Genomic DNA, 13,581 nt, shown 5'->3' on the forward strand with positions numbered 1-13,581 from the left:
CTCCTAATCGACGGAACGGCTGGAGGCCAGAACCTCGCTCGGCACGCTCAGGCTTTGCAAGGCGCCAGGTTCTGCACCGCCGATCCAGCCCAGCACGGAGCGGGCGAGTTCGGCACCGGCCAGGCGAAAGTTCTCGTTGACGACCAGCAATTCCGGGCGGAACAGGTGCAGCAGGTCCGACGACTGCTTGGACACCACGTCGACGTCGCGGCCGAGCTTGAGGCCGGCATCCTCGATGCCGGCGACGATGGCCAGCGTCGCGGCGGCAGCGCTGCTGACGAAACCGTCCGGTCTGATATCGCGACGCATGATTTGGGCGGTCCTCATTCTGATCTGCTCGATCGAATGGTCGATTGAAACGGTGTTGAAGGCGATTTCGCTGGCGCCGACCTCGCTCAGCGCATCGGTAAAGCCGTTCAGCGTATGACCGTGGTAGGTCAGCCCAACCGGCGGTGCCAGCAAAGCCAGCCTGCGGCGGCCGATGCCCGCGAGATGGCGCACCGCCTCGGCCGCGAAAGCGTAATTGTCGAAGTCGTGATAGGGGTGGTTCAACCCCATGTCGGTGCGGCCATGCGTGGCGAAGGGAACGCCGCGTTCCAGCAGGTAGCGGGCTCTCGGATCGTTCGGCTGCGTGCGCGAAATGATGATGCCGTCGGCGGAACCGGTTTCCACCAGGTAGCGTATGGGATCCAGCGGATCCTGCGAGCGCGAATAGGGCGTGACGATCAGGTGGTAGGGCGTGTCGGCGATGACTTCCGAGACGCCATAGATGATATCGGAGACAAAGCTCATGATCTCCCGCTCGGTGTTGAGCACGAGACTGATGACATTGGTCTTGCCGGTCCGCAGGCGCACACCGGCACGGTTCGGTCGGTAGCCGATCTGCCTGGCGACGAGCTGGACGCGCCGCCTGGTCTCGGCGCCGATCTCGGGTGCGTCCTTGAGCGCGCGCGACACTGTTGTGACGCCCAGCCCGGTCATGAAGGCGAGCGTCTTCAACGTCGGCCGCTCTTGCGCCGACGCCTCGTCGTCCTTGCCTGTCTGATCCCTGTCCATCATCCCGCCCCGTCAGGCGCATAGCAGTCGCCGGGGATGCCGGCAATCACCGGCATCGCGGCGCATTACCCCTCTCCGCCCGATGGGAGCCTCAATATACTGAAACGTTACAGGTTGCCACTATCGTTGCTCCAAAGCGATGTCAGAGGCCTCGAAGGCGCTGTGGAAAAACCGCCAAAAAGCTGAGGAAGCGACGTCTCTACCGGCCTTTTGTCAACTTTCATGCGTTGCAGCATGGGTTTTTTGCAGTGCAGTTGCGCATATTGCGATGCAACAAGGCTCAGCGAGGTCGAGCGAATTTGTTCGCGACTCGAAAAAATATCAAACTGCCTTTGTCCGAGGGGTTGCACACCCGGCGCAATTGCCGTATCGAAAATCTGTAACGTTTCAGATTCTGGGAGGAACCGAAATGCGATATCAACTTATGACTGCTGCGCTGGCAGCGACGGTCGCGCTGCAGTTTGCCGGTCCGGCGGCCGCGACCGATCTGGAAGTGATTCACTGGTGGACGTCGAAGGGCGAGTCGGCGGCGGTCTCGCAGTTCGCAAAAGCCTTCGACAATGACGGCAAGGGCGACCATTGGGTGGACAGCGCCATCGCTCTGGGCGAAACCGCCCGCTCGACCGTCATGCAGCGCGTGCTCGGCAACGATCCGCCCGGTGCCGCGCAGTTCAATCCCGGTCGGCAGTACGAGGAACTGATTTCGGGCGGGAAGCTGCTCGACCTCACGGACGTCGCCACCGCCGGAAAGTGGGCTGATATCATTCGCCCGAAGGCGATCGGCAGCGCCTGCCTCGTCGACGGCCACTGGTGGTGCGTTCCGGTCAACATTCATTCGAACTACTGGGCCTGGTACTCCAAGCCGGTGTTCGAGAAAGCGGGCGTGCCAGAGCCGAAGAGCATGGCCGATTTCATCGCGGCCGCGCCGAAGATCAAGGAGGCGGGCTTCATTCCCTTCGCCATCGGTGGCGACGGAAACGGCTGGCAGATCCAGTTGCTCTTCCAGGACATGGTTACCGAGGCTCTCGGTGTCGCCAAGCGTGACGAGATGTATACCAAGAAGAGCGCCGAGATTGCCGGCGGACCCGAGATGAAGGGCGTCTTCACGCAGTTGAGGGCGTTGAAGCAGTTCACCGACAACGGCTATGCCAACCGCAACTGGAACGACACCACCAATCTGGTCATCACCGGCAAGGCCGGACTTCAGGTGATGGGTGACTGGGCGCGCGGTGAGTTCGCGGCCGCCGGCATGACCGGGGTCAAGGATTTCGGCTGCATGATCGGCCTGAACGAGGCCAAGCCGGTGGTCAGCACCGACGGCGACATCATCCTGTTCTTCAAGCAGGGCAATGCGGATGTCGAGGCAGCGCAGAAGCGTCTTGCAGCACTCCTCATCAGCCCGGAAGTTCAGGTCGCCTTCAACAACGCCAAGGGCTCCATGCCCGTGCGGGCCGATGTCGACATGTCGACGGCCGATCCGTGCATGCAGAAGTCGCTGAAAGCGGTGGAAGACCCGGCCAACATCGTCACGGCGACGAACCGGTTCATCACCGAGAACACCAATCAGCAGATCAATGAGCTCGTCGCGCAGTACTTCGCGGATGACACCATGACGGCTGAAGACGCCACTGCGAAGTTCGCTACTATCATCGGCAGTTCCGACTAGGAGCCCGATCAATATCCCGAGGCGCCGCCTTTGCGGCGCCTCGGTCGCGCCCCCGACCCGAAGAAGCCTTCCTTCGGCGACGGGCTGACAATCTCAGGACGGGAAGCTGCGGCGGTCCGGAGCCGGTGGTTCGGATAACGCTGACTTTCGCGTCGGTGGAAGCGGAGAAAGACGGACGATGCAGAAGAGCTGGAGGCACAGATTTCACCTGCCTGCCGTCATCGGGACGATACCGATGATCCTCGTTGCCGTCGGCGTGTTCGTGATCGGCATCGGCTTCTCGGTGCTATGGTCTTTCACCAGCTCGAAGCTCTTCCCCACCTATGATTTCGTCGGTCTGGCGCAGTACCGGCGCCTTTGGGCCGACAGCCGCTGGCTCGTCTCGGTCAACAACATCTGGTTCTTCGGCCTGATGTCCATCACCTGCAACATGGTGTTCGGCTACCTGCTCGCCGTTTTTATGGACCAGCGCATCCGTCAGGAAGACCTGTTCCGCTCGATCTTCCTTTATCCTTTCGCCATGTCGCTGATCGTCACCGGGCTGGTGTGGCAATGGGTGCTCGACCCCAATCTCGGCCTGCAGGCGGCGCTGCGCAATCTAGGCTGGTCGAGCTTCAGCTTCGCGCCGCTGGTCGATGCCTCGACCGCCATATATGCGCTGGTCGTGGCCGGCATCTGGCAGGGCTCGGGCGTGACGATGGCGATCCTGCTTGCCGGCCTGCGCGGCGTTGACGAGGAGATCTGGAAAGCGGCGAGGGTCGACGGCATCCCGACGTGGCGCACGCACCTTTCCATCGTGGCACCGATGATGAAGGGCGCCTTCGCCACCGCCTTCGTTCTCCAATGCGTAAGCGTGGTGCGCGTCTACGACCTAGTGATCGCCATGACCGGCGGCGGTCCCGGCATCGCCACGTCGATGCCGGCAGTCTACGTCATCCAGCTCATCACAGTGCGCCAGAACGTCGGCCAGGGCATGGCCGCGGCAACGATGATGTTGCTGCCGGTCCTGGTCGTGCTGGCCTTCGGCGGAATTCTGCTGTGGCGGCGAAATCGGGAAGCGATCACATGACCGCCGGCCAGATCACTGCAATTCAGCCTGCCCGGGAAGCGCCGGATCAGGCTGGCGTGGGGCCTGTCGGGCCGAAACCGCGACGGATATCGGCCGGCCGCATCGGCCTCTATGTCTTCCTGGTCGTTGCGGCTCTCTTCTTCCTGATCCCGGTCTACATCATGATCGTCACCTCGCTGAAGGGGATGCCGGAGATCAGGCTCGGACACCTTTTCAACCTTCCTGGCGAGCCGACCTTTCAGCCCTGGGCCGACGCCTGGCTGCATGCCTGCACCGGTCGCGACTGCAACGGCCTCAGCCCCGGCTTTTACAATTCGGTGAAGATCACCCTGCCCAGCGTGGCCATCTCCATCATTTGCGCGTCGATCAACGGTTACGCGCTGACCTTCTGGCCATACAAGGGCGCCAACTTTCTCTTCGGGTTGCTCGTGTTTGGCGCATTCGTGCCCTATCAGGTGGTGATCTATCCGTTGATCATCGGACTGAGCTCGGTCGGGCTGTTCGCTTCGCTTCCCGGCATCATCATCGTGCACACGATCTTCGGAATGCCCATCCTGACGCTGCTGTTCCGCAATTTCTACGCGGCAATACCGGTCGAGCTGTTCAAGGCGGCGCGCGTCGACGGAGCGGGGTTCTGGCGGATCTTTTTCTACATCATGCTGCCGATGTCGGTGCCGATCACTGTCGTCGCCGTCATCCTGCAAGTGACCGGCATCTGGAACGACTTCCTGTTCGGCGTCGTGTTCGCCGGGCGGTCCAACTGGCCAATGACGGTGCAGCTCAACAACATCGTCAACACCACCACCGGCGTGCGGGAGTACAATGTCAACATGGCGGCGACCATCCTGACGGCGGCGGTGCCCCTGATCATCTATTTTGTCTCCGGACGATGGTTCGTGCGCGGCATCGCCGCTGGCGCGGTGAAAGGCTAGTTGACATGGCGCAGAACGGTACCAGCGTTTCGATCCAGGATCTGTCGCTGAATTTCGGCTCGGTTACGGTGCTGCAGGCGCTCAATCTCGATGTCGCCGAAGGCGAATTCGTCGTGCTGCTCGGTCCGTCGGGCTGCGGCAAGTCGACCTTGCTCAACTGCATTGCCGGCCTGCTCGACATTTCGGAAGGCCGCATCTTTATCAAGGGCAAGAACGTCACCTGGGAAGAGCCCAAGGACCGTGGCATCGGCATGGTGTTCCAGTCCTATGCGCTCTATCCGCAGATGACGGTGGAGAGGAACCTGTCCTTCGGGCTGCGCGTCGCCGGCACGTCCAAGGACGAGATTGCCAAGCGCATCGCGCGGGCCGCCGAAATCCTGCAGATCGAGCCGCTGCTGCAGCGCAAGCCGGCAGCGCTTTCGGGCGGCCAGCGCCAGCGCGTGGCGATCGGGCGGGCGCTGGTGCGCGATGTCGACGTCTTCCTGTTCGACGAGCCGCTGTCCAACCTCGACGCCAAGCTGCGCGCCGAACTGCGCGTCGAAATAAAGCTGCTGCACCGCAAGCTGCAGAACACCATGATTTACGTCACCCATGACCAGATCGAGGCAATGACGCTGGCCGACCGTATCGCGGTCATGCGTGGCGGCGTCATCCAGCAGCTCGATGCGCCGCAGACGATCTACAACCGTCCGGTCAACCGTTTTGTCGCCGGCTTTCTCGGCTCGCCGGCGATGAATTTTCTCGAGGGCGAGGTGGAGGCAGGCGCTGGCGCAGTGTTCAGGACCGATGGTGTCTCGGTGCCGCTCGACCGCTATGTCTTCGACAGCACGGACCGTCCCGCAGGTGCGTGCGTGCTTGGGATCCGGCCCGAACACATTGCCTTTGGCGAGGCTGCACGGTCGATGCCTTTCAGCGCCGACGGAGCCGTCGAGATCGTCGAGCCGATGGGCTCGGACACCCTGGTATGGACCAAGCTCGGCGGCCACAATTTGTCCTTCCGCGTCGATGCGGAAAGGACGCTCCGCAACGGCGACCCGATCCGGTTCGGTTTCGATCCGGCCCGCGCCTCGCTGTTCGACGCCGCAACAGGCAACCGCATTTAACACCCAAGACCCATCCCCCAAGAAACGGACAGAGACGATGAACTGGTCATTCCAACTTTACAGCGCCCGCAATTTCCAGCCCTGGGAAGGCGTGCTCAAGACGCTGGGCGAACTCGGCTACAGCCAGGTCGAGGGCTTCGGCGGCGTCTATGACGACCCGAAGGCGTTCCGCGCCGAACTCGACAAGAACGGGCTCGCCATGCCGACCGGGCATTTTTCGATCGATGCGCTCGAAAAGGACTTTGACGGCGTGCGCAAGATTGCCGACGCGCTCGGCGTCACCTTGCTCATCTGTCCCTATCTGCTGGCTGAGCAGCGGCCGGCCGATGCCGCCGGCTGGCGCGGCTTTGGCGAGCGTCTGGCCAAGGTGGGTGAAACCGCAAAAAAGGCTGGCTACGGCTTTGCCTGGCATAACCATGATTTCGAGTTCAAGAAACTCGCCGACGGCTCGGTGCCGCAGGACCACATCCTGTCGTCTGCGCCCGATATCGGCTGGGAGATGGACGTCGCCTGGGTGGTGCGCGGTGGCGTCGATCCGCTGCCCTGGATCGAAAAGCACGGCAAGCGCATCAGCGCCGTCCACGTCAAGGATATGGCCAAGCCCGGCGAGGGCCTGGATGAAGACGGCTGGTCGGATGTCGGCCATGGCACGATCGACTGGGCCGGCCTGATCAAGGCGCTGCGCGCCAACAGCACCGCCAGATACTACGTCATGGAACAGGACAATCCCAACGACATCGAGCGTTTCGCCCGCCGTTCGATCGCTGCCGCCAAGACCTACTAGGAGCAATCAGCATGGCAAAGAAACTTGGTATAGGCGTCATCGGCTGCGGCAACATCTCGAAGGCGTATTTCTCGCTGGCGCCGCTGTTTCGCGGCATTGAGATGCGCGCCTGCGCCGACATCAACCTGGATGCGGCGAAGGCACGGGCGAAGGAATTCAAGCTGCGCGCCGAGACCGTCGAAGGACTGCTCAAGGCCGACGATATCGACATCATCGTCAACCTGACCATTCCGGCGGTGCACTACGAGGTGTCGAAGCAGATCCTCGACGCCGGCAAGCACGTCTATTCGGAAAAGCCGTTCGTGCTGTCGGTCAAGGAAGGGCTCGACCTGAAGGCGCGGGCGGAAAAAAAGGGGCTGCGCGTCGGCTCGGCCCCCGACACTTTCCTCGGCGGCGCGCATCAGCTGGTCCGCGACCTGATCGACACCGGCAAGCTCGGCAAGATCACCAGCGGCACCTGCTACGTGATGAGCCATGGCATGGAACACTGGCACCCCAATCCGGATTTCTTCTTCCAGCCGGGGGCCGGGCCGGTGCTCGATGTCGGACCCTACTACATCACCAATCTGATCCAGCTGATCGGACCGGTGAAGCAGGTCGCGGCCTTCGCTTCGATCCCGGCGAAGGAACGGACGATCTCGTCCAAACCGCGCGCGGGTGAAAAAATCCCGGTGGACACACCGACCACCATCCACGGCGTCATGGAGTTCGAGAACGGCGCCGTGGTGACGCTCAATGCCAGCTGGGACGTCTGGGCCCATGGCCACGCGCCAATGGAGCTCTATGGCGAGGCGGGCACCGTGTTCGTTCCCGATCCGAATTTTTTCGGCGGCGACGTGCGCTTCACCGAGGCTGCCAAGCCGGTCAAGAAACTGCCGAAATGGAAGCATCCGTTTGGTGTGCCCAATGAGATGCATGGACAAGGCATGATGGCCAACTACCGCACCGCCGGTCTCGCCGATATGGCGCAGGCGATCGCCGAGGGCCGGCCGCATCGCTGCTCGATGGAGCTGGCGCTGCATGCCGTTGAGGTGATGACCGGCCTGTTGCGCTCAGGCGAGACGGGCAAGTTCGTAGCCATGCAGACCACCTGCGAGCGGCCGACCGCCCTTGGCGTCAAGGATGCTGAAGGGCTGCTGGCGAAGAAAAAGTAGCCGTGGCGATTATCGATAATTTTTGACGAGACCCTCTCCCCGTTCTGACGGGGAGAGGGTAAAGGGTGAGGGGCAGGGTCGACTCGCCGCGGCGTCGCGGTGGCAGTTGTCGGCCCGTTTCGATTTAGAGGAACCCCATGCCCTATATCCCCGCCGAAAACCGTTACGAAAAAATGATCTATCATCGCTGTGGGCGATCCGGCCTGAAGCTGCCGGCCATCTCGCTCGGGCTTTGGCACAATTTCGGCGATGACACGCCGCACAAGACCAAGCAGGCGATCGCACGCAAGGCTTTTGATCTCGGCATCACCCACTTCGATCTCGCCAACAATTACGGTCCGCCGCCCGGCTCGTCGGAGACGGCGTTCGGCGAGATCCTGCGCACGGACTTTGCCGGTTACCGCGACGAGCTGATCATCTCGACCAAGGCCGGCTACGAAATGTGGGCCGGACCTTATGGAGAATGGGGCAGCCGCAAATATGTGCTGGCCAGCCTCGACCAGAGCCTGAAGCGGATGGGCCTCGACTATGTCGATATCTTCTATTCGCACCGTTTTGATCCCGACACGCCGCTGGAAGAAACGATGGGCGCGCTCGACCATGCCGTGCGCTCGGGCAAGGCGCTCTATGCCGGCATCTCGTCCTACAATTCGCAGCGCACGCGTGAGGCCGCCGACATATTGAAGCAGCTCGGCACGCCTTGCGTCATCCATCAGCCAAGCTATTCGATGCTCAACCGCTGGGTCGAGGAAGACGGTCTGCTCGACACGCTGGAAGGGCTGGGCGTCGGCTCGATCGTGTTCTCGCCGCTGGCGCAAGGCATGCTGACCGACAAATATCTCGGCGGCATCCCTGAAGGTAGCCGCGCCTCACAGGGCAAGTCGTTGCGTCCCGCCTTCATCAACGACAAGACCATCGCCAACATCCAGGCGCTGAACGCGATTGCCGGCAAGCGCGGCCAGACGCTGGCGCAGATGGCGCTGGCCTGGGTGCTGCGCAAGGGCCGGGTGACCTCGGCGCTGATCGGCGCCAGCCGGCCGGAACAGGTCGAGGATTGTGTCGGGGCGCTGAAGGCGCCCGACTTCAGCGATGCCGAGCTCGCCGAGATCGACACTTACGCGCGCGAGTCCGACATCAATCTGTGGGCGGCTTCGGCGGAGCGCAAAGGTCCGCCGAGGAAGTAATCCGCCGGCAAATTATCGATCAATGCGACGGCGGGGTTTTCCCGCCGTCTGTGTTTCAAGCCTGGTTCTCAGGGCTTCTTGGCGGTGCCGAGGCCGGGCTTGGGCGCTGCGGGTGGCGGAGCCGGCGTCTTCATTTTTTCCTCGATCCAGCCGGTGTAGTTGGCCAGCCGCGTGTAGATGCCGTAGGCGTTCTTGTGGCCGCAGGCAGCGGTGCCGTCGGACGGACCCTCACCCCAACTGACGATGCCGACCTGGACCGGGCCGCCGGCGCCGGTGACGAACAGCGGCCCGCCGCTGTCACCGTTGCAGGCGTCACGCTCGCCGCTGGCTGTGCCGGCGCAGATCATGTTGTTGGTCAACGGATCGGACATGTCGGCAGCAATGGCGTTGGCGGCGGCGTCGACGCCCTTTTCCGAATAGCGCATGCGATGGGAGAGATCGTCGAGTGCCGCCTTCAAGTCACGCGCATAGATGTCCTTGATGCCGCTGTTGCAGACGGCATTCGGCTCGAGGTCGAGATCGGCCACCATCAGTGCCGTGGGGAACGTTCCGTCCTGCATCTTGCCCCAGCCGATGACCGTCGTCTTGCCGGTGTCGGGCGTGGCGTCATGGGTGACCTTGATGGTCGGCGCGTCGGCCGGTTCGGCCAGCCGCAGCAGGCCAAGATCGTTGTCCAGCGTCTGCTCGCTATAGCCCTCGTTGACGATGACCTGCACCACCTTGTAGCGCTTGCCCTCGGTCAGATCGGTGGCGCCGGTCAGCACGGTGACGACGTCCGGGGAGATCGGCTGGCCCTTGTCGTTGAGGCAGTGCGCCGCCGTCAGGACCCATTGCGGCGCGATCAGGCTGCCGCCGCAGAATTGCGCGTTCGGCTGCGAGGCGGGGCTCGGGTCCAGCCTGTCGGTGGTCAGCAGCGCCACCTGGAACGGATAGGCGCCTTTCTCGGCCTGATTGCCGCCGTAGACGCGGTCGGCGGCGTCGGGGTTCTCAGCCAGGGCCTTTGCCCTGGCGTCCGCCACGCGTTTCATCGGCGAGACCGCCGCTTCCGGCCTGACGGCGTCGTCGGCCGCACGGGTTGCGTTGACGACCGGAAAGATGGCCGCGACGCCAAGCAACATTGCTGCTGCGATCGGCCTGGACCGATGGACTATTTTCACCTGGACCTCCTGAGACGAACGTTCCCGAACAAGCCAGCCCGGCACATGATCGGCTGAGGTGGACCGGCGGCCGAACCATGCACCAAAACAGATCGGTGCGCGAACGGTCATAAAACCGACTGCCACTTTTGCTAATCGTGCCCGCGAGCAGAACCCGCTCAAAACCCTATAGCCCCCCACGGGCTACGTGGAAGTGATTTGTCATTGCCAATGTTGGATTATTTTAGGCAATATGCCGTCGCGGCGGTTTTTGGCGGGGGCCTTGAACCGGCGGCTCTGAGCAACAATCCGGTACAGTTGCGATTAACCAATATCATTTTTCGGCGCCACCACGATCTCGACAATATTTCTCTATTTTGATCCACTCCTTGCTGACTTTTGGGAGAGTCTCACCATGACAAAACTGACAAACACCATCCTAGTATCCGCATTGCTTTCCACTGCAATGTGGGCGCTGCCCGCCTTCGCCTCCGATCCTGGCTCCGCGAATGCCGGCAACGGCGAAAGCATGCGCGATGTCGGGACGGGCGACTACCAGCCTGGCCGGGCGAAGCCGATCGCGCCGCCGAAACTGACGGAAGACGAAGCCAGCCGTGCAGCGCCGCTGACCGACGAGGCAACGGCAGTCAAATCCTACGGCATCGTCGGACATTCCGCCGATGGCAAGGACATCAAGGTCGACGCCAGCGAGACGCTGAGGGACCTTGTCATCAAGGAACTGAATGCGCCGGCCGATGGAAAGAAGTCGGACAATTCCGGGCTGACCGGCGGTGAAGAAGCCGGCCGTCAGGTCTTCGGAACGGACGACCGCGAGCAGATCAAGAACACCAAGACCTACCCGTTCACCGCGATCGGGTATCTCGAAGGCAAATCGAAGAGCGGCAGCTATGGCAGCTGCTCGGCGACGCTGATCGGCCCGCGTACGGTGCTCACTGCGGCGCACTGCCTGTACAGCCACGAAGACAAAGCCTGGCTCGACGACCTCCTGTTCGTGCCGGCTCTCAATGGCAGCACCGCCGACGACGCACCGTTCGGCGCCTTCACCTATGAAAGCGCCTACATCGTCCAGGGCTTCATCGACAACTACCAGGGTTACTACGGTTCGGTTATCCCGTGGGATCTCGGCATCGTCACGCTGAAGCAGGATGTCGGTACCAATCTCGGCTGGCTCGGCTATGCCAACTATGACGATCTTGGCGACTTCACCGCCAACATCGTCGGCTATCCCGGCGACAAGCCGATGGGCACGATGTGGAAGGCGACTTGCGAAGTGCATGCCGAAAACATCGGCCCGGAGTATTTCCAGTACGACTGCGATACCTATCCGGGATCGAGCGGCAGCTCGGTCTATGCCTATGACAACGGCGCCAAGCAGCGCGTTATCACCGGTGTGAACGTGGCTGAAAGCCCGGATGCCAACACTGCCGTGCGCCTCAGCGCCGTCAATGTGCAGTGGATCAACAGCCTGTACAAATAAACCTGACGGGTGTTCGCGCCTAAAGGCGAGAAACCATCAATCCAGAAAACCGGCGACGGGACGTTCCCGCCGCCGGTTTCTTGTACCGGCGCGGCTCCCTTGCGCCGGCTTGCATCGGCGCTTACGCTCAACGCTCCAAGGGGTTGGGGGTCATGGTGCGGGCAGGGACGATCTCAGCGATCAGGGCGATGGCGGCCGCATCGATGCTGGCTGCGCTGACATGTTTTCCAGCTTTGGCCAACCAAGGCGGTACGCCGCAGGCTGGCGCCTGGGCCGAGCGGGTGCAGATCCTCTACCAGAGCGAGACGCGTTCGGTGCTGCGCAAAACAGTGCGCGTGTGGGACTTCCATCCGGAGCTGGATCTCGACTTCGTCTGGGAGCCGGCGGCCGGCCAGTCGCCCGACCGGACGATCGCCGCCGACGGCACCGTCAACGGCAAGGGCAGGCTGGTCTGGCGGGTGCGCGGCTCGGCGAGCTACGACCCCAGGACCGTCTACTCCAGCTACTTCGGCGACATCAAAAACGGCCGGCCCGATGGGCAAGGCCGATTTGAGCTCCGCTCGGGCGAAATTCTCGAGGGTCATTGGGTTGCCGGTGAACTCGATGGCCGCGGCATCCATGTCGATGCCGACGGCAATCGCTATGAGGGCGATTTCGTCGCCGGCGTGCCGAATGGCGCGGGACGTTTGCTGTCGAAGACCGGCGAAATCTTTGCCGGTTCATTTGCCGACGGCCTGAAGAATGGCAAGGGTCGAACCCGTCTGCCGGGCGGCACTGTCTATGAGTCGCAGTGGGTAATGGGCAAGGAGATCGGCGGCTCGCGTCCCGATGTGCTGGCCGACGCCGGGGTGGGCGGACTGCTCAAGGCGCAAGCCGGCGGCGGCGATGCCGACAAGGTCGAGATCGGCGTTGCCGTCGACCAGCGCATGACCCAGCAGTCGGACATGCAGTACCAGCATCTGGTGCGCGACGAGGACATCGCGATCTACCCGAGCTCGGACGAATACAACAACGGCTGGAACGGCACCGGCCAGATCACCACCAGCAATGTCTACGAGGGCATGGACTGGGAGAATGCGCCGGCCTTTGCCGAGGTCGATCTCAAGACGACCGACCGGTCGAAGGTCAAGCTCGCCAGTCTGGAAATGAAGGTCGCCGCCAGCGACGCCTATCGCAAGCCGATGCTGTCGCTGGTCGAGCATTTCGGCTGTGTCGGCTTCCGGCCGGATTTCTCGATCCTCAACAATGGCTGGGGCGAAGCCAAGGACATGAAGATGTCGCTGCAGTTCACCACTGTTGATGAGGAGGACAACCCGACCGGCGAGCCCAGCCGCACGTTCACCAAGGATATCGGCACTGTCGGCGAGGGCGCCGATGTGTCGATCAAGAACGTGCTCGCCGAGGCGGGGGTGGATACGGCGAGCCTCGAAACCGGACGCTTCTCCTGCCAGTCGGCCGATGCCCTCAACGTCTGCCGCAGCCAGCTCACCAACAAGATCAAGTTCGGTGAGGTCGCCGACTATCTCGGCAACCGCAACCAGGCAATGACGGTCAACGCCATCGGCAAGTTCGACTACTCCTGGTCGGACGATCAGGGCAACGTCACGCAACAGAGTGAGCCGTTTCGCGTATCGATGACCCTGGTCGTGTTCGAGATTCCGGAATCGTTGGCCGAATGCGGCGACGGCGGCGGCGGTACGCCGGAAGCGATGCGCTATCAGAACATCGAATTCCCGATCGGCAAGCGCGACTACACCATCCCCATGCCGGTGCGCGGCAACAAGAACCTCAGCGCCTATACGGCGCGGCTGAAGATGTGGTCGTCGATGTCGTCGATCCATCGCTTCAGCATCGCCGCCCACTTCGCCGACGGCAGCATCCGCGAAAGCAAGCCGGTCACCTTCTTCTATTTCCGGCCGAAGGAGGCGCTGTTCCTGACCAAGACCGAACCGGCGGCCTGCTATCTGCCACGCGAGATGGCGGGATGTGGTTGAGCGAT

General features: G+C 62.5%; 11 protein-coding genes. 9 read left to right on the forward strand and 2 right to left on the reverse strand.

What is annotated here, in order from left to right:
- Positions 1–3 precede the first annotated feature (3 nt).
- Complete coding sequence (locus AC1DVW_RS21920; protein WP_477248689.1) at positions 4–1,056, reverse strand: LacI family transcriptional regulator; 1,053 nt, start codon at positions 1,054–1,056, stop codon at positions 4–6.
- 139 nt (positions 1,057–1,195) lie between these two features.
- Here AC1DVW_RS21920 and AC1DVW_RS21925 point away from each other — a divergent pair, with 139 nt between their 5' ends.
- The 7 genes from AC1DVW_RS21925 (at position 1,196) to mgrA (ending at position 8,948) form a co-directional block, all read left to right on the forward strand.
- Positions 1,196–2,722: an ABC transporter substrate-binding protein gene (locus AC1DVW_RS21925; protein ID WP_477325828.1), complete on the forward strand. Its 1,527-nt coding sequence runs from the start codon at positions 1,196–1,198 to the stop codon at positions 2,720–2,722.
- Between the two features lie 178 nt (positions 2,723–2,900).
- Positions 2,901–3,791: a carbohydrate ABC transporter permease gene (locus AC1DVW_RS21930; RefSeq protein ID WP_477325830.1), complete on the forward strand. Its 891-nt coding sequence runs from the start codon at positions 2,901–2,903 to the stop codon at positions 3,789–3,791.
- Positions 3,788–4,723, forward strand: a complete 936-nt coding sequence (locus tag AC1DVW_RS21935) for a carbohydrate ABC transporter permease (RefSeq protein WP_477325832.1) — start codon at positions 3,788–3,790, stop codon at positions 4,721–4,723. Before AC1DVW_RS21930 ends, AC1DVW_RS21935 begins: the two co-directional genes overlap by 4 nt.
- A gap of 5 nt (positions 4,724–4,728) precedes the next feature.
- Entirely contained in the window at positions 4,729–5,826 is a 1,098-nt protein-coding gene (locus AC1DVW_RS21940; protein WP_477325834.1) for an ABC transporter ATP-binding protein, read from the forward strand.
- Positions 5,827–5,863: 37 nt separating this feature from the next.
- Positions 5,864–6,610 carry a sugar phosphate isomerase/epimerase family protein gene (locus AC1DVW_RS21945; RefSeq protein WP_477325836.1) on the forward strand — a complete coding sequence of 249 codons (747 nt, stop codon included), beginning with the start codon at positions 5,864–5,866 and terminating at the stop codon, positions 6,608–6,610.
- An 11-nt stretch (positions 6,611–6,621) separates the two neighbouring features.
- On the forward strand, positions 6,622–7,764 hold the full coding sequence (locus AC1DVW_RS21950) for a Gfo/Idh/MocA family protein (RefSeq protein ID WP_477325839.1): 1,143 nt from the start codon (positions 6,622–6,624) through the stop codon (positions 7,762–7,764).
- A 137-nt stretch (positions 7,765–7,901) separates the two neighbouring features.
- A complete protein-coding gene (mgrA, locus tag AC1DVW_RS21955) occupies positions 7,902–8,948 on the forward strand; it encodes an L-glyceraldehyde 3-phosphate reductase (RefSeq protein WP_477325841.1) in 1,047 nt (348 codons plus the stop codon).
- A gap of 68 nt (positions 8,949–9,016) precedes the next feature.
- Here the strand turns inward: mgrA and AC1DVW_RS21960 are convergent, their stop codons facing one another.
- Positions 9,017–10,105, reverse strand: a complete 1,089-nt coding sequence (locus AC1DVW_RS21960; protein ID WP_477325843.1) for a S1 family serine peptidase — start codon at positions 10,103–10,105, stop codon at positions 9,017–9,019.
- A gap of 394 nt (positions 10,106–10,499) precedes the next feature.
- Here AC1DVW_RS21960 and AC1DVW_RS21965 point away from each other — a divergent pair, with 394 nt between their 5' ends.
- Positions 10,500–11,582: a trypsin-like serine peptidase gene (locus tag AC1DVW_RS21965; protein WP_477325845.1), complete on the forward strand. Its 1,083-nt coding sequence runs from the start codon at positions 10,500–10,502 to the stop codon at positions 11,580–11,582.
- A 188-nt stretch (positions 11,583–11,770) separates the two neighbouring features.
- The gene (locus AC1DVW_RS21970) at positions 11,771–13,576 is read left to right on the forward strand and encodes an MORN repeat-containing protein (protein ID WP_477325847.1); all 1,806 of its coding nucleotides are present in this window, start codon (positions 11,771–11,773) and stop codon (positions 13,574–13,576) included.
- Positions 13,577–13,581 lie beyond the last annotated feature (5 nt).

The sequence above is a fragment of the Mesorhizobium sp. P3_B5 genome (assembly GCF_056402815.1).